The sequence below is a fragment of the Streptomyces typhae genome (genome assembly GCF_009755605.1).
In the GTDB taxonomy this organism is placed as follows: domain Bacteria; phylum Actinomycetota; class Actinomycetes; order Streptomycetales; family Streptomycetaceae; genus Streptomyces; species Streptomyces typhae.
The window spans coordinates 399,917-416,222 of record NZ_WPNZ01000007.1 but is presented as its reverse complement, the minus strand read 5'-3'; the positions used below and the strand labels follow the sequence as shown (position 1 = coordinate 416,222).

General features: G+C 74.0%; 13 protein-coding genes and 1 pseudogene. 5 read left to right on the top strand and 9 right to left on the bottom strand.

Annotated elements, in window-relative coordinates; genetic code table 11:
* Positions 1–856: pseudogene (locus GPA10_RS15755) on the top strand (hypothetical protein); the annotation flags it as partial.
* Between the two features lie 26 nt (positions 857–882).
* Here GPA10_RS15755 and GPA10_RS15750 read toward each other — a convergent pair.
* The 4 genes from GPA10_RS15750 to GPA10_RS15735 form a co-directional block, all read right to left on the bottom strand.
* Positions 883–1,881 (bottom strand): ABC transporter substrate-binding protein, encoded by a 999-nt coding sequence (locus GPA10_RS15750; RefSeq protein WP_157166003.1) that lies wholly within the window; start codon positions 1,879–1,881, stop codon positions 883–885.
* Complete coding sequence (locus GPA10_RS15745) at positions 1,878–2,876, bottom strand: ABC transporter ATP-binding protein (RefSeq protein WP_157166002.1); 999 nt, start codon at positions 2,874–2,876, stop codon at positions 1,878–1,880. Before GPA10_RS15745 ends, GPA10_RS15750 begins: the two co-directional genes overlap by 4 nt.
* Positions 2,873–3,979 carry a FecCD family ABC transporter permease gene (locus GPA10_RS15740; RefSeq protein WP_157166001.1) on the bottom strand — a complete coding sequence of 369 codons (1,107 nt, stop codon included), beginning with the start codon at positions 3,977–3,979 and terminating at the stop codon, positions 2,873–2,875. Before GPA10_RS15740 ends, GPA10_RS15745 begins: the two co-directional genes overlap by 4 nt.
* An 80-nt stretch (positions 3,980–4,059) precedes the next feature.
* Complete coding sequence (locus tag GPA10_RS15735; protein ID WP_157166000.1) at positions 4,060–5,058, bottom strand: FecCD family ABC transporter permease; 999 nt, start codon at positions 5,056–5,058, stop codon at positions 4,060–4,062.
* A 179-nt stretch (positions 5,059–5,237) separates the two neighbouring features.
* On the opposite strand from GPA10_RS15735, the gene GPA10_RS15730 reads away from it, so the two are divergent.
* Positions 5,238–5,888, top strand: a complete 651-nt coding sequence (locus tag GPA10_RS15730; protein WP_157165999.1) for an HAD family hydrolase — start codon at positions 5,238–5,240, stop codon at positions 5,886–5,888.
* On the opposite strand, the gene GPA10_RS15725 is transcribed toward GPA10_RS15730, so the two are convergent.
* Positions 5,885–6,148: a hypothetical protein gene (locus GPA10_RS15725; protein WP_058846253.1), complete on the bottom strand. Its 264-nt coding sequence runs from the start codon at positions 6,146–6,148 to the stop codon at positions 5,885–5,887. The two genes, GPA10_RS15730 and GPA10_RS15725, sit on opposite strands and share 4 nt — an antisense overlap.
* Before the next feature lie 220 nt (positions 6,149–6,368).
* Here GPA10_RS15725 and GPA10_RS43375 point away from each other — a divergent pair, with 220 nt between their 5' ends.
* Complete coding sequence (locus tag GPA10_RS43375) at positions 6,369–6,752, top strand: cold-shock protein (protein ID WP_030363393.1); 384 nt, start codon at positions 6,369–6,371, stop codon at positions 6,750–6,752.
* Between the two features lie 103 nt (positions 6,753–6,855).
* Here GPA10_RS43375 and GPA10_RS15715 read toward each other — a convergent pair whose 3' ends face one another.
* The 4 genes from GPA10_RS15715 to GPA10_RS15700 all read right to left on the bottom strand — a co-directional run bounded on the left by GPA10_RS15715 (position 6,856) and on the right by GPA10_RS15700 (position 10,637).
* The gene (locus tag GPA10_RS15715) at positions 6,856–7,725 is read right to left on the bottom strand and encodes a 1,4-dihydroxy-6-naphtoate synthase (RefSeq protein WP_343040928.1); all 870 of its coding nucleotides are present in this window, start codon (positions 7,723–7,725) and stop codon (positions 6,856–6,858) included.
* Positions 7,726–7,831: 106 nt separating this feature from the next.
* Entirely contained in the window at positions 7,832–8,632 is an 801-nt protein-coding gene (locus tag GPA10_RS15710) for a futalosine hydrolase (RefSeq protein WP_425505749.1), read from the bottom strand.
* Entirely contained in the window at positions 8,596–9,096 is a 501-nt protein-coding gene (locus GPA10_RS15705; protein ID WP_198351609.1) for a DUF2771 domain-containing protein, read from the bottom strand. The genes GPA10_RS15710 and GPA10_RS15705 overlap by 37 nt, the downstream gene beginning before the upstream one ends.
* Positions 9,097–9,188: 92 nt before the next feature.
* Positions 9,189–10,637, bottom strand: a complete 1,449-nt coding sequence (locus GPA10_RS15700; RefSeq protein WP_343040916.1) for an MFS transporter — start codon at positions 10,635–10,637, stop codon at positions 9,189–9,191.
* 363 nt (positions 10,638–11,000) lie between these two features.
* On the opposite strand from GPA10_RS15700, the gene GPA10_RS15695 reads away from it, so the two are divergent.
* Together GPA10_RS15695 and GPA10_RS15690 are read left to right on the top strand one after the other, a co-directional pair.
* Positions 11,001–12,173 carry a DUF3027 domain-containing protein gene (locus GPA10_RS15695; protein ID WP_425505748.1) on the top strand — a complete coding sequence of 391 codons (1,173 nt, stop codon included), beginning with the start codon at positions 11,001–11,003 and terminating at the stop codon, positions 12,171–12,173.
* 570 nt (positions 12,174–12,743) lie between these two features.
* Positions 12,744–16,130: a sacsin N-terminal ATP-binding-like domain-containing protein gene (locus GPA10_RS15690; protein ID WP_343040914.1), complete on the top strand. Its 3,387-nt coding sequence runs from the start codon at positions 12,744–12,746 to the stop codon at positions 16,128–16,130.
* Positions 16,131–16,306 lie beyond the last annotated feature (176 nt).

The following is a 16,306-nucleotide window of genomic DNA, read 5'->3' as shown; positions in this document are numbered from 1 at the left end:
CGCCGCGCAGGCACCCCCGCCCCCGCCGCAGCAGCCCGCCCCCGCCCCGCCGCACCTCGCGAGCACCGAGGAGCTGGGCGACCACGCCGAACTCCCGCCCGACTGGTGGCGCGTGGGCGGTGAAGGATCGGGGCCCTCCCCGGACCGGGACACCGTGCACGGCTTCACGGGCGGCGTGGAGATCCCGGAGATGCTCCAGCGCCCGCCCTCCGTACGCATGGACAAGGCCGGACCGGGCGGGCCCCCGGGAGCCACCAAGCCCGCGGGGGCCGACGAAGACGAGGACTCGTACGACGAAGACGAGAACGGCGCGGACGGCGCGGACGGCGAGGGAGGCGAGGGCGGTGCCGTCGAGGCGGCGGGCCCGCGGCGCCGGTTCCGGCCGCTTCCCCCCGCCGCGAAGCCGCCCGCGAAGCGCCCCGCCGTACCGGAACCCGCGCCGAAGAGCGCCGCCGGGAAGGCCGGGGACGGCGCCGCCAAGGCCGCGGTCGCCGTCCGGGCCGTGTCCCTCAGCAGCCCCATGGTGCTGCTCGCCGCGGCCACGCTCGTCACGGGCGCGGTCATCGGCAACTGGTTCGCGCTGACCGCCGGGTGGGTCGTCGCCTGGTTCTCGCGCAAGCTCAGCGGCGCCGAGAAGAAGGTCGGCGTGTTCGTCGTGCCCCTGCTCTCGATCGGGGCGGGCGTCGGCTGGCTGTGGGGCCGCTCCCAGGGCAAGTGGGGCGACCCCGTCGTCGAGGGCCACATGAACGAAGCCGTGGCCGAGACCTGGCCGTGGGTGGTGCGGGGCGCCGCTGTCGCGTCCGCCCTCTTCCTGCTGTGGCGGTCGCAGCGGCGGGGCCCGGCGGCGGAGGAGTAGCGCGGCGCCTGTAGGCCGGGGCGGGCCTACTTCTCCGTGAGGTCCGCCTGCAACTCGTCCAGGATCTTCGCGGCGGCCGTGTAGCCGATGCCCTGGATCCACAGCTCGTCGTCGACGACGTGCACGTTGCCGGACTTCACGGCCTTCATGTTCTTCCACAGGCCGCTGCCCACGGTCTGCGTCTGCTTGGCCTTCTTCGGATCGCCGTACGTGGACCGGAAGATGACGTCGGTGTCCGCCAGGTCGATCTTCTCGGGCGACACGTCGTAGGAGAAGCCGTCCTTGGCCTTCGCGGAGATCGGCGCCCGGCCGAGCCCGACGTCCTTGAGGATGGTGGCGATGTAGGTCTGCTCGCCGTAGATGCGGATGTCCGCGCCCTCGATGAAGCGCAGGACGTTCACCTCGGTCGCCTCGGCCTTCGCGGGCCCGCCGAGCGCCGCTGTGACCTTCTTGGCGTGGGCGGTGTAGTCGGCGACGGCCTTCTTCGCCTCGGCGTTCCTGCCGAGCGCGTCCGCGTGCGTCCGGAAGTTCTCCTTCCAGGGGTGGCCGGTCGTCTCCGTCATCACCGTCGGGGCGATCTTTTTCAACTGGTCGTACTGCGCCGCGTGCCGGATCTTCGAGGTGAGGATCAGATCGGGCTTGAGCGCGGCGATGGCCTCCATGTTCGGGTTCGTCATCTCGCCGACGTCCTTGATGCCCGTGACCTCGTCCTTCGGCAGATAGCTCAGGAACCCGCCGGACGCCTCGACGTGCGTGGCACCGACCGGCTTCACCCCGAGGGTGATCGCCGAGTCCAGCTCTGCGGTGTCGAGCACGACGACCCGCTCGGGCTTCTCCTTGACCTCGACATCCCCCATGGCGGTCTGCACGGTGTGCGTCTTTCCCGACCCGGAACCGGACCCCGACCCCGACCCGGAGTCGTCCGAGTCGTCGGAGGAACCGCACGCCGACAGTGTCGCGAGCACGCAGGACAGGACGAGGGCGCCGGACAGGGCGAGGGGACGACGGCGGGGAGATCCGGTCATGAGGCAGGCCTTTCGTTCGGAGAGGGCTCGCTGGAAGTGGACTCGTTCGGAGAAGGCGCGCTGGGAGAGGGCTCGCTGGGAGAGGGCTCGTTCGGAGAGGGCTCGCTGGGAGGGGGCTTCCGGGCCGGGGAATCGGTGGCGGGCGGAGGAGCGGGCGGGGGCCGCCACGGCGTACCGGGCACCACCAGCGGCGACCCGGTCACCGGATCGGGGATCACCACGCACTGGAGGCCGAACACCTCGCGGACGAGTTCCTCGGTGACGACCTCCGAGGGCGTGCCGGTGGCGACGATCCGCCCGTTCTTCATGGCGACGAGGTGGTCGGCGTACCGGGCGGCCTGGTTCAGGTCGTGCAGGACGACCACGACGGTCCGCCCCCGGTCGTGGTTGAGCTGCCGCACCAGGTCGAGGACCTCGACCTGGTGGGCGATGTCGAGATACGTCGTCGGCTCGTCCAGGAGCAGCAGCTCCGTCTCCTGGGCGAGGGCCATGGCGATCCACACACGCTGCCGCTGCCCGCCCGACAGCTCGTCCACGGGCCGCTCGGCGAGCGCGGTCACGTCGGTGCGCTCCATCGCCTCCGTCACCGCCGTCTCGTCGGCGTCGGACCACTGCTGCCACCAGCGCTGGTGCGGCTGCCTGCCGCGCGCCACCAGGTCGGCGACCGTGATCGCCTCGGGGGCGACCGGGGACTGCGGGAGCAGCCCGATGCGCCGGGCGACCTGCCGGGTGGGCAGCTTGGCGAGGGCTTCGCCGTCGAGGAGTACCGCCCCGCCGCTGGGTCTGAGGAGGCGGCCGAGCGCGCGCAGCGTCGTGGACTTGCCGCAGGCGTTCGGGCCGACGACGACGGTGACCCGGCCGTCGGGGACCGCGAGGTCCAGGTCGTGCACGACCGTGCGGTCCTCGTAGGCGAGGGTCAGCGCGCGGGCCGCGAGACGGGAGGGGGCGTGCGCGCCGGTGGGAACGGGTGCGGGTGTGGGTGTGGGTGCGGTCAAGCGGTGCCTCCGGTGCGGGCGGTGCGGGATGCGTGGTCGGTACGGGATGCGCGGGCGGGGCGCGTGGTGCGGCTGCGGGTGCCGTGGCTCCGTACGATCAGCCAGATCAGGTACGGGGCTCCGACGGCCGCCGTCAGGACGCCCACCGGCAGTTCCGTCGGCGCGAACAGCCTGCGGGCGAGGAGGTCGGCGAGGACCACGACGAGGGCGCCGAGCAGGGCCGAGGAGAGCAGCGGGATCTGCGCGGTGCGCGTGAGACGGCGGGCGATCTGCGGGGAGAGCAGCGCCACGAACTCGACGGGCCCCGCGGCGCCGGTCGCGAGCGAGGCCAGGACGACGCCGAGCAGGACCAGGCCGAGGCGGACGCGGCCCAGGCGGGTGCCGAGCGCCGTCGCCGTGTCGTCGTCCATCGTCACCGCGCGCTGGGCTCGGGCCGCCCAGGCCACGAACGGGAGCAGCGCGAGGAGGGCCAGGGCGAGGGGCTCGGCCTCCGCCCAGCCGCGGCCGTTCAGGGAGCCCGTCATCCAGATCTGCGCCTGCTGCGCGACCAGGTAGTCGCCCTCCGTCATGAACAGCGTGGTCACCGAGCGGAGCGCGACCGCGAAGCCGATGCCGATGAGGACGAAGCGGGTGGCGTGCAGGCCGCCCCGCCAGGCGAACACGTACACCAGGGCGGCGGCGAGGATGCCGCCCGCGACCGAGAGGTACGGGAGCACCGCGTACGAGGTGAGGCCGTAGGTCATCGCGCCCACCGTGAGGGCGCTCGCGCCCTGGCTGATGCCGATGATGTCCGGGCTGGCCAGGGGGTTGCGGGCGACCGTCTGGATGAGGGCGCCCGCGGTGCCGAAGGCTGCGCCCACCAGGAGGGCCACCACCATCCGCGGTTCGCGGAGGGTGCCTACGACCAGGTCGTGGGGGGAGGGGTGGCCTAGGACCACCTTCAGGGCTTCGGTGGGGGGTACGTAGGTTTCGCCTATGCAGAGGTACGCCAGGCAGGTCGCCGCCAGTAGTACGGCCAGGGCCGTGGCGATCGCGCCGCTGCGGCGGTGGGTCAGGAAGGTGGCCTTGTGGAGCCTGAGGACCGTGTAGCCGGGTGGGCGCATGCGTAACGGTGGGCCGGAACATGGGCTGTGCCCACCCGTTCCGCCCTCTGGGCGGCCCAGCTGCCCACAGCGGTGGGGCCTCACGCCGCCACCGCCCTTCTGCGGACCAGCGTCACCAGGAACGGGACGCCTATCAGGGACGTCATGACCCCCGCCGGGACCTCGCTCGGGGGGAAGAGCACGCGGCCGAGGGTGTCGGAGGTGAGGAGCATGACGGGGCCGAGGAGGGCGGCGAGGGGGAGGACCCAGCGGTGGGCGGTGCCGACGAGGGCGCGGGCGATGTGGGGGACGGCGAGGCCGATGAAGGCGAGGGGCCCGGCGGCGGCGACGCCCACGGCGGTGAGGACGGTCGCCCCGAGCCCGCCCACCACCCGTACCGTCGCGACCCGCTGCCCGAGCCCCTTCGCCACGTCCTCGCCGAGGGCCAGCGCGTCGAGCCCCCGGGCGACGGACAGCACGAGGAGGAGCCCCACCAGGAGGAACGGCCAGATCCGGGCGGCGATGTCGGCGTCGCGCCCGGACAGCGAGCCGACCTGCCAGAAGCGGAACTCGTCGAGCGCGGAGGCCTTGGTGGTCAGGACGGCGGTGGTGACGGAGACGAGCAGGGCGTTGACGGCGGCGCCGGCGAGGGCGAGCTTCACGGGGGTGGCCCCGCCGCGCCCGCTGTTGGCGACGCCGTACACCACGACGGAGGCGATCCCCGCGCCCGCGAAGGCGTACCCGACGTAGCCCGTCAGCGTGTGCGCGCCTGCGTACGCGATGGCGAGGACGACGCCGACGGACGCGCCCTGGCTGATGCCGAGGACGCCGGGGTCGGCGATGGGGTTGCGGGTGATGCCCTGAAGGGCCGTACCGGCGACAGCGAGGGCGGCGCCCACCATCACGCCGACGAGGGTGCGGGGCACCCGCATCTCCCGGACCACCTCGGCTGCGGCGGCGTCGCCGTGCCCGTCGCCGAGGAGGGCGGCGAGGACGTCGGACGGCGCGATCGCGCGGGCACCGACGGCGAGGCTGAACAGGACCGCGAGCAACAGGGCCAGCACGGCCGCCGTCATCGCGACGACGCGTCTGACGGACATCGGATAAGTCTAGGGGCGGGAAGCGGCGCCCGCCCCGGAGTCGGGGCCCTCGGGGAAGATCCCGGGGCCGTCGGGGGCGGTCCCGGGGCCGTAAGGGGAGATCCCGGGGTCGTCGGGAAAGATCCCGGGATCGTAGGGGGAGGTCGGGGAGGTCCGGGGGCCGTCGGCAGAATGGAACCATGACTTCACGGACCGACCGGGCACCCGGCGCACTCACCGTCGGCTTCGACCTCGACATGACCCTGATCGACTCCCGCCCCGGCATCCACGCCTGCTACCTGGAGCTTTCCGCGCGCACCGGTACATACATAGACGCCGACCTCGCGATCACCCGGCTCGGCCCTCCCCTGGAGGAGGAGCTGAAGCACTGGTTTCCAGCCGATCACGTGGCGCCGATGGCCACGCTCTACCGCGAGCTGTACCCCGCGTACGCGATCGAGGCGACGCCCGCGATGCCCGGCGCCCGCGAGGCCGTCGCGGCGGTACGGGCGGCGGGCGGGCGCCCCCTGGTCGTCACCGCCAAGTACGAGCCGAACGCCAAGCTCCACATGAAGCACCTGGGCTTCGACGTGGTCGTCGTCGGCAACCTGTGGGCGGAGCAGAAGGCGCAGGCCCTGCGGGAGTACGGGGCCGGCGTGTACGTCGGCGACCACACCGGTGACGTACGCGGCGCGCGTACGGCGGGCGCGCTGTCCGTAGCGGTGCCGACCGGTCCGTGCGACGCAGCCGAACTGCGCGCCGCGGGCGCCGACGTCGTACTCGACGACCTGAACGGATTCCCGGACTGGCTCGCCGCGCACGCCGGGGGCGCCGCCCAGGGCGCCGTCTAGGGCGCCGAGGGACCCGCCGCTGACCTGGCCTGACGGCGCTGGTACGCGATGGAGCGCAGCACACCTCCGCCCGCGATGAGGAAACCGATGCCCATCAGCATGCACACGGCATAAGCGACGGGTGGGAATGGGTCTCCGCCGAGGAACAGCGGGGCCACCGTGACCAGAGTGGCCACGGCGCCGACGAAGAAAACGATCGCGCCAATCCGGACGAGTCCGTCGCCCGGCCCGGTGGAATTCGCTTGGGTTTTGTCACGCACCGGACCAGGGTAGTTCCCAGCGCGAAGGAAGAAACCGGGGACGTCTTGTCACCGGCGCAGGGACCCATAGTCTTGGAGCCGGCGGGTCGGGCGACCCGCTGTACTGCTATCCAGAGCCGTTTACGCATGCCCGGCGGGCCGTAGGGCCCGCCGGGCGGCGTCGCGGCACCCACGTGTACACCCGCGTGTACGACGACGAGTACGAGGACGAGGACTTCACGTGCCTACCGGCAAGGTCAAGTGGTTCAACAGCGAGAAGGGCTTTGGCTTTCTCTCCCGCGACGACGGCGGCGACGTCTTCGTGCATTCCTCCGTACTGCCCGACGGCGTCGACACACTCAAGCCCGGCCAGCGCGTCGAATTCGGTGTGGTGGCGGGCCAGCGCGGGGACCAGGCTCTTTCCGTGACCCTTCTCGACCCGACCCCGTCGGTCGCCGCGGCCCAGCGCCGTAAGCCGGACGAACTGGCGTCCATCGTCCAGGATTTGACGACCCTGCTCGAAAACATTACGCCCATGCTGGAAAAGGGGCGTTACCCCGACAAGGCGTCGGGGGCGAAGATCGCGGGGCTGCTGCGCGCGGTTGCTGACCAGCTGGACGTCTGAACGCCGCCACGTTCGCCGGACGGGCTGGATCTGCGCCGGTGCGGCGGAGATTTCAGCCCCTCCGGCGATTGAGGAGCGGGGTCTGGGGCGGAGCCCCAGGACCTCAGGGGAACTCCAGCGCGCCGGGGCGCAGGGCCGGGACGAGGCCCTCCGCCGCGGCCCTGGTGAGGAGGCCGCGTACGGCCGCATACCCCGCCTCGCCCAGATCCGCCGTGAACTCGTTCACGTACAACCCGATGTGCTGATCGGCAACGGCGGGATCCATCTCCTGGGCGTGCTCCAGGACATAGCCCCGAGAGGCCTCGGGGTCGTCCCAGGCCATCCGGACGGAAGCACGGGCCGCGTCGGCGAGCCCCCGCAACGCGCCCTCCCCGAGCCCCCGCCGCGCGATGATCGCCCCGAGCGGAATGGGCAGCCCGGTCGTCGCCTCCCAGTGCTCGCCCATGTCGGCCAGCTTGTGCAGCCCGTAGTTCTGATAGGTGAACCGCGCCTCGTGGATGACGAGCCCGCCGTCGACCTTCCCGTCCCGCACGGCGGGCATGATCTGGTCGAACGGCAGCACCACGATCTCGCCGACCCCGCCCGGCAGCACATCGGCGGCCCACAGCCGGAACAGCAGATAGGCGGTCGACTTCTCGCTGGGCACGGCGACCGTCCCGCCGGTGAGGTCGACCCCGGCCTCCCGGGTGAGGACCAGCGGCCCGCAACCGCGCCCGAGGGCACCGCCGCAGGGCAGCAGGGCGTACTCGTCGAGGACGTAGGGGAGCACGGCGTACGACACCTTCAGCACGTCGAACCCGGCGCGCGCGCTGTCGTCCGCGCCCTCGCCCGCGCCGCTCGCGGCGGCCTCCGCGATGCCGTTCGTGATGTCGATGTCGGCGAAGGTCACGTCCAGCTCGGGGGCGCCCGGCACCCGGCCGTGCGCCCACGCGTCGAAGACGAAGGTGTCGTTCGGGCAGGGCGAGTACGCGATCTTCAGGGGCCGGTCGGGGAACGCGGCTGGGTACGCAGCCGGGGATGCATTCGGGGATGCAGTTGGGGATGCAGTTGGGGATGCGGCCGGGGATCCGGCTGGGTCTTCAGTCATGCCTGTTCCAACTCTCCAGTACGGGCGCGAGCTTCCCGAACGCCTCGGTGAGCGCGGCCAGGGCGTCCCCGATGCGCCAGGCGGCGCGGTCGCGCGGGCCCACCGGGTTGGAGACCGCCCGGAGTTCCAGTACGGGCAGACCGTGCGCGGCGGCGGCCTCGGCGACGCCGAAGCCCTCCATGGCCTCCGCGAGGGCTCCCGGGTGGCGGGCCCGCAGCGCGGCGGCGCGCTCGGCGGTGCCGGTCACCGTGGAGACGGTGAGGACGGTGCCGGCCGCGGCGCCCGTGGCGGCGGCCAGGGCGGCGACGAGGGCGGGCGGGGGCTCGTGGGTGACCCGGCCGAAGCCGAGCCCGGTGACGGGCAGGAAGCCGTCGGGTGTCTCGGCGCCCAGGTCGGCCGCGGTGACGGCGTCGGCGACGACGAGCGAGCCGACGGGCGCGTCCGGCGGGAAACCGCCGCCGATCCCGGCGGAGACCACCAGGTCGTACGGGGTGCCCGCGGCCTCGGCGAGGGCGAGGGCACGGGCCGTCGCGGCGGCTGCGGCGGCCGGTCCGACACCGGCGACGAGGATCTCGGCGGCGGGGCTCGCGGGGCTCCCGGGGCTCACGGGGCGTGCGGAACCTCTGGCGTCCGCGGGGCCCGCAGGGGTGCCGTCGGGGCCGTGCACGCCGGACGCCACCGCGTCCCGCTCGGCGGGGACCGCGGTGGCGATCAAGACACGCGGGCCCGGGGGCCGGGTCAGGGGTGCGGTCCCGGTCAGGCGTCCGAGTCCTTCTTGAACTTGAACGACCACAGACCGGTCGCCTTGGCGCCGCCCTCGGCCTTGCCGCCTTCGAGCAGGCTCACCGTGGTCGACTTGCCGCCGCCCCCGTACTGCTGGTTGAAGAACACGCTGCCCGGGATGACGACGTACGTCTTCTTGCTGGCCTCCGTCAGCGGCTGACCGTTCATCAGGAGCGTCCAGCCCTTGTCGGCGACCTCCGGGTCCACGCCGAAGCGGACCTTCTCGTCCGGGTCGATCGTGATGGACTTGATGTCCGTCTTGTCCTTCAGGCACTCCTGCACCTCGGACGGCTTCAGCTCCTTGCCGTCGTTGTAGCAGGCGGCCTCGGAGTGCACGGACTTGCTGCCGACCGTCACGGTGGCCAGCGGCGTCGGCTTGTCACAGGCCGACAGGACGAGAAGTCCGGCGGAGACGGCGCCGAAGGCGGCGACGGTGCGGCGGCGACGCGCCGAGCGGAGTACCAGGGAGGTCATGGCCGAAGGTTATCGGGCCAAGGCCCGACGCCCTCCAGGCGGGGGGTGCGGCGTGCCGCGCCCCTGACGGGGCGCCCCCTGGTCCGGGGGGGTCAGACGACGCGGGGGCGGCCCAGGCCCCCGCCGCGGCGGGAAGCCGCGAGGAGCCCCTTGGCGGTGGGGAGCCACCCCGCCGCCACGATCGCCGCGGCCACGGAGAGCCCGAGCGTCCCGTTGAGGGGCAGCGCGATACCGATCCCACCACCCACCACCCACGCCATCTGAAGCAGCGTCTCGGACCGGGCGAACGCCGACGTACGGACCTCCTCCGGCACGTCCCGCTGGATCACGGCGTCCAGGGACAGCTTCGAAAGGGCCTGCGCGAAACCCGCGACGGCGGCGAGGGAGGCGATGCCGACGGGTCCGTAGAACACCGTCGCGCACACGGCCACCCCGAGCACCACCGCCACCACGGTCACGATGATCAGCTCCGGGGCCCGTGCCTTCAGCCACGCGCCGACGGCCGTGCCGAGCGCGTTGCCGGTGCCCGCCGCCACGCCCACGATCCCCAGGGACACCGCCGCGCTCTGCCCGCCCATCGGATGCTCGCGCAGCAGGAAGGCGAGGAAGAAGATGAGGAACCCGGAGAGCCCGCGCTGCGCCGCGTTCACGACGAGCCCGTGCGTCACGGACGGCCCGACGGTACGCAGCCCGAGCCGCCCCCGCCGCGCGATGTCGTCGTCCCGGTCCGGGGCCTTGCCCTGACCCCGGTCCCGGGTGCGCTTGCGGTGCAGGTGGAGGTGGTCCTCGTCGGCGGCGAGCAGCGCCTTGCTCTCGCCCTTGGACGAGTCCACCTTGTGGGGCAGTGTGAAGGACAGCACCGTCCCCGCGATGAACAGCGCGAACGCCCCGTACAGCGGCCAGCGCGACCCGAGCGCCTGCAACCCCGCGCCGACGGGCGCGGCCACCCCCGTGGCGAGCAGCCCGCTCAGCGTCACCCGCGAGTTCGCCTTCACCAGGGAGAAGCCCATGGGCAGCAGCCGGGGCACGACGGCGCTGCGCACGACGCCGTACGCCTTCGAGGCGACGAGCACACCGAGCGCGGCCGGATACAGCTCCAGGCCGCCGGTGACGACGGCACCCGACAGCATCAGGGCGAGCAGGGCGCGCGCCAGCATCGCGCCCGCCATCGCGGCGCGGCGGCCGTGCGGCAGGCGGTCAAGGAGGGGGCCGATGACGGGAGCGAGGAGCGTGAACGGCGCCATCGTGATCGCCAGATACAGGGCGACACGGCCGCGGGCCTCGTCCGTAGGCACGGAGAAGAACACCGTCGACGCGAGCGCGATGGTGACCATGACGTCACCCGCGCCGTTCACCGCGTGCAACTCGATCAGCTTGCCGAGCCCCGACTCGCCCGCGCCGTGCGCGTGCGTGGCCTTGCGGATCCCGCGCGCCGTCCGCGTGAACGGCCACCGCAGGGCACGGCCCAGCGCCCGGACACTCCGGGTACCCGCACCCGCCCGCCCGGTGGGGCGGGACGACGACCACTTGACGCCAGTCACGCAGTCATAGTGCCCCGATCGGGCCGGGACTAGCGGGTCCGACGGCAACGGTCTGGACGGGGGACCGATCAGCTCGTGCGGCGCTGGGCAATCAGCCCGTGCGGCGCTCGGTGATCAGTCCGTCCGGCGTCCACCAATCAGCCCGCGCGGCGCTTGTCAATCAGCCCGTTCGGCGCTTGTCATTCAGCCCGTCCGGCGTTTGAGGACAAGGGCCGCAGGCCCGAAAGCGGGGGGAACGGGGGCGCAGCCCCCATAGCCACCCGGTACGCCGGTGTGGGCCCAGGGGCCAGAAGAAGGTAGCGTGCGTAACGCGCTACGGCGGTTGTCCTCGGCCGCGCGCCTCACGGTCATCCCGCAGAATGGATGGCGAAGGCGCGCCCGGTGACGTCGGGCGCGGACGTCGACGCGGCCCCCAGGTCCGCTCCGTCCGTGCCTCCGCGTCAGGGTGGCGCACTCGTGAGACGGCGTAGGAGAGAAGCGATACCTGTGAGCGCAGCGACAACGCGAAGCCGTACCCAGCGCACCCCGCGTACCCCCGACCGTCTCTGCGCCGAGGCGGTAGGCCTCGCCCGCACCGCGGCCGAGGAGGCCGCCGCGCCGGGGGTGGTCGGCGAGCACGTCGAGGTCGTCGTCGAGGGCGACCGCGTGGTCACGCATCTCTTCGAGTGCAAGGAGCTGGGCTACCGCGGCTGGCGGTGGGCCGTGACGGTGGCCCGCGCGTCCCGCGCGAAGTTCGTCACCCTCGACGAGACGGTGCTGCTTCCCGGGCCCGACGCGCTGCTCGCCCCCGAGTGGGTGCCGTGGAGCGAGCGGCTGCGCCCCGGTGACATGGGGCCCGGCGACCTGCTGCCCACGGACGCCGAGGATCTGCGCCTCGAACCCGGCTACTCCGGCGAGGACGAGCCGCCGCCCAACTCCGTCGCCGCCTCCGCCGCCGCCGGGTCCGCGGGTGCCCCCGACTCCGCCGGTGTGTCCGCTGCCTCCGGTGGCTCCGGCGCCTCTGGTGCCTCCGGGGTCTCCGGGGTCCCCGGCATCTCCCACGAGCTTGTCGACCGGGCCGACGCGGAGGACGCCGACGTCACCGCCGTCCCGCCCGCCGAGCTGACCGTCGCGCCCGCCCGCGGGTCCCTCGCCTCGATCGCCGACGAGCTCGGCATGCGGCGCGCGCGGGTGCTCTCGCGGTACGGGCTGCACACCGCCGCCGACCGGTGGGACGAGGCGTACGGCGCCAAGACCGCGATGGCGCAGGCCGCGCCAGCCGCGTGTGTGAGCTGCGGGTTCCTCGTGCCCATCGGGGGGTCGCTCGGGCAGGCGTTCGGGGTCTGCGGCAATGAGTTCGGGCCCGCCGACGGGCACGTCGTGTCCCTCGCCTACGGCTGCGGGGGGCACTCCGAGGCCGCCGTCATGCCGAAGCCGCCTCGGCCGGCGCCGCCCGTCCTCGACGAGACCAAGGTCGACGTGCTGCCGCTGCGGCCCGATCCCGACTCGGGGTCGGTGTCGCCGGCGGGGGTCGGCGAGGACCTCGGCCACTCCTAGCCTCTACGGTTCCTGGGGCTCCGGTGCGTGGGCCCCGCCTGCCCGGCCGTTGCTGCCCGCCTCGGGTGTCGGGGGCTTCGGGTGCGGCCCGGTGGTGGGTGTGCGCCGCGCCGTCGCGCGTCGGGTTTCCCACCCGCCCGCCCGTTGCTGCCCATCTCAGGTGTCGGGGATTTCGGGTGCGGCTGGGTGGTGGGTGTTCGCCGCGCTGTCGCGCGTCGGTTTCCCACCCGCCCGCCCATTACTGCCCACCCGAAGTGCCCGAGGCCCAAGACGGGGGGTAACGGGCGGGCGGGTGGGCGAACCCGGCGCGCGGTAGCGCGGCGAAAACCACCCACCGGACCGCGCCCACACCCGCACCCACCTCCCCCCAACAGCAGCCAGCCAACACCGCCGATCCCCCCACCCCCCGAACGCGGTACCGTCGCTCCCCGACCCACCGACACGGACGCCGACACCGACGCCGACACTGAAATCGAAACCAAAACCGAGACCACCGCCCCCGCGCAGCCTGCCGCAGGCAAAAGCAGCCGAGCGAGGGCGCACGCAGAGGCAGAGGGAGAGCGAGCAACCGTGAGCAAGTTCGTGCGGCCGGCCGCCGAGGGAAGCGACCCGTTCGGCACCGCCCGCCTGCGCCGCTCCGTCCTGGAGACGTGGGCGGCGAGCCCGGCCCGGTTCCGGGAGGACGCCAACGCCGAGGAAGACCTCGCGCTCGGCGGCTACCGCGACCGCCTGGTCGTCGAACTCGCCCAGAACGCCTCCGACGCCGCCGCCCGCGCGGGCGTACCGGGCCGCCTGGCCCTCACTCTCCGGGACGGAGTGCTCGCCGCGGCCAACACAGGCGCCCCCATCGACGCGACGGGCGTCGAATCCCTCTCCACCCTGCGGGCCTCGGCCAAGCGCGCCCCGGCCGGGCAGGACCGCCCGAGCCGAGCGGAGGACCCCGCCGCGAGGCGGACGACCGGCCGCTTCGGCGTGGGCTTCGCCGCCGTCCTCGCCGTCTGCGACGAACCCGCGGTCGTCGGCCGCACCGGCGGCGTCCGCTGGTCCCTCGCCGAGGCCCGCGAACTCGCCGCCGAAACGGCCCGCTTCAGCCCGACCCTCGGCGACGAGATCCGCCGCCGCGAGGGCCACGTACCCCTGCTCCGCCTCCCGCTGGCAGCGGAAGGTTCCGCTCCGCAGGGGTACGACACCGTCGTCATCCTGCCGCTGCGCGACGCCGCGGCCGAGGACCTGGTGACCCGCCTCCTCGACGGAGTCGACGACGCGCTGCTGCTCGCCCTGCCCGGCCTCGACGAGGTCACCGTCACCGTCCCGGGCGCCGAGCCCCGCACCCTGCGCAGGTCCGCCGAAGGCCCGTACACCGTCGTCGAGGACAGCCGCGACGGCACCACGCGCTGGCGCACCGTCAGCGACGAGGGCGTGCTGGCCGCCGAACTGCTCGCCGATCGGCCCGTCGAGGAGCGGCAGCGGCCCTACTGGCACCTCACCTGGGCCGTGCCCGCAGGACCCGACGGGGCCCCGGAGCGGCCCCGTACGAGCGCGGTCCTGCACGCGCCGACACCCAGCGACGAGCCCCTCGGCGTGCCCGCGCTGCTCATCGCCTCCTTCCCGCTGGACACCAGCCGCCGGCACGCCGCGCCGGGGCCGCTCACCGACTTCCTGGTGGAGCGTGCCGCGGACGCGTACGCCGCGCTGCTCGCCGGGTGGCGCCCGGTGGGCGAGGGCATCATCGGTCTCGTACCGGGGCCGCTCGGCAGGAGCGAGCTCGACGGGGCGCTGCGCCAGGCCGTCCTCGACCGGCTGCCGCGCACCGCGTTCCTGCCGCCCGCCGCCCCGCCCTCCGCGCCCGGCACCGATGCAGGCCCCGGCCTCGACGGCTGGCCCGACGCGGGAGCAGGAGCACGAGCAGGTGCTGACGCGGACGCACGAGCACGAGCAGGTGCTGACGCGGACGCACGAGCACGAGCAGGTGCTGACGCGGACGCACGAGCAGGCGCCGACGGCGACGTGGACCTGCCCATCGGCTCCGAGGCCCCCGTCGCCCTCCGCCCCCGCGACGCCGAAGTCGTCGAAGGCGCCGGCGTCGACACCGTCCGCGTGCTCGCCGAGGTGCTGCCCCATCTGCTGCCCGCAGGGCTCGAACGGCGCGGTGAACTGCGCACGCTCGGCGTCGCCCGGCTCCCGCTGACCGACGCCGTCGACCGTCTTGCCGGTCTCGAACGCGAACCGGCCTGGTGGCGGAGGCTGTACGACACCCTCGCGGGCGTCGACCCCGACCGGCTCTCGGGGCTGCCGGTGCCGCTGGCGAACGGGCGCACCACCATCGGGCCCCGCCAGGTCCTGCTGCCCGCGCCCGGCGAGAGCGGCGGCGCCGCGCCCGCCACCCTGGCCCGGCTCGGCCTGAAGGTCGCGCACGCCGACGCCGCCCATCCGCTCCTGGAGAAGCTGGGCGCCCTGCCCGCGACGCCCCGCGCCGTCCTGACGACCCCGCAGGTACGGGCCGCGGTCGCCGCGTCCCTCGACGACGACAGCTGGTACGAGGACGACCTCGGGGAACAGGACGGAGATGGCGGGAGCGGGGCGGGGATGGGCGCCGACGCGCTCGCCGACGTCGTCCTGACCCTCGTACGCGACGCGGAACTCGCCCCCGGCGACGAGCCCTGGCTGGGTGCCCTCGCGCTGCCCGACGAGGACGGTGAGCTGGCTCCCGCAGGGGAACTGGTGCTGCCGGGGAGCCCGTTCGCGCAGGTCATGCGGGAGGGGGAGCTGGCCGGGGTGGACGCGGAGACGGCCGCGCGATGGGGAGAGCAGCCGCTCGCCGCGTGCGGAGTGCTCGCGTCCTTCGCCCTGGTCCGCGCCACCGACGTCGTCCTCGACCCGGACGACCTGGAGCCGCGCGACAGCGACTTCGCCGAGCCCGACGACGCGGGCCTGCTCGACGCCGTCGACGTGTGGTGCGAGGACGTGCTCGACCGGCTGCCGGACACGCCGGTGCCGCCGGTCGCGACGGAGCTTGTCGCCGTGCGCGACCTCGACCTCGTCGACGACGCGCACTGGCCGCAGGTCCTCGCGATGCTGTCCCGGCCGCCGCTGCGCGACGCCGTCGTCCATCCGGTGCGGGTGCTGCTGCCGGACGGTACGACGGAGAGCGTGCGGTCCTACACCGCGTGGTGGCTGCGCGGGCATCCGGTCCTCGGCGGGCGCAGGCCCGCGGGGCTGCGGGCCGCGGGCGGTGACCCGCTGCTCGACGGGCTCTACGACGACGCCGACGCGAGCGGGTTCGAGGACGAGCAGGTGCTGCGGGCGCTCGGGGTGCGGACCTCGGTGGGTTCGCTGCTCGCGGAGCCGGGCGGCGCCGCGGAGCTGCTCGACCGGCTCGCCGATCCGGAGCGGACCGTTTCCGCGGCGCAGTTGCACGCCCTGTACGGGGCGCTCGCGGACCTCGACCCGGACCAGGTGACGCTGCCGGACGACGTGCGGGCCGTGGTGGACGGCGAGGTCGTCGTCGTGGACGCTGCGGACGCGGTCGTCGCCGACGCGCCGGATCTGCTGCCGTTCGCCGTCCGCGACGGGGTGCCGCTGCTTCCCGTCGCCCCCTCGCGGGCGGCGGACCTGGCCGAGCTGTTCCAGGTGCGGCGCCTGAGCGAGCGGTTCGCCGCGGCGGGTGCCGTCGCGTCGGGGGACGGGGTCGAGCACGAGGTGCCGGAGCCGGTGCGGGTGCTGCTCGGGGCGGCGACTCCAGCCACGTACCGCGAGTACGACGAACTGGTCGTCGACGGCGTCGACCTGGAGTGGCGGCGCACCGACGACGGCGTGGTGCACGCGGCCACCCTGGAGGGCGTCGCCGCGGGCCTGGCCTGGGCCGCGCGTCAGTGGCCGCGGCGGTTCGAGGTGGCGGCGCTCCTGGAGGACCCGTCGCGGACGGAGGAGCTGGCGAGGGACCGCTGGTTCGACTAGGGCTCCGGCCAGGGTGGACGGACCCTCCGGCCAGGGCGGGCGGGCTCTCCGGCCAGGGTGCGCAGGCCCTCCGGCCAGGGCGGGCGGACCCTCCGGCCCGGCTGCCGCAAGGAGTCCTGAAACGGTCTGGACATCCTGGCCGGAGGTCCGGTGCAAAACTTTCACAGCGCGTACAA

Coding starts and splice junctions, on each gene's coding strand:
- GPA10_RS15750 (WP_157166003.1), bottom strand. CDS start 1,881: ATGACCGGATCTCCCCGCCGTCGTCCCCTCGCCCTGTCCGGCGCCCTC.
- GPA10_RS15740 (WP_157166001.1), bottom strand. CDS start 3,979: ATGCGCCCACCCGGCTACACGGTCCTCAGGCTCCACAAGGCCACCTTC.
- GPA10_RS15735 (WP_157166000.1), bottom strand. CDS start 5,058: ATGTCCGTCAGACGCGTCGTCGCGATGACGGCGGCCGTGCTGGCCCTG.
- GPA10_RS15730 (WP_157165999.1), top strand. CDS start 5,238: ATGACTTCACGGACCGACCGGGCACCCGGCGCACTCACCGTCGGCTTC.
- GPA10_RS15705 (WP_198351609.1), bottom strand. CDS start 9,096: ATGACCTCCCTGGTACTCCGCTCGGCGCGTCGCCGCCGCACCGTCGCC.
- GPA10_RS15695 (WP_425505748.1), top strand. CDS start 11,001: ATGGCGAAGGCGCGCCCGGTGACGTCGGGCGCGGACGTCGACGCGGCC.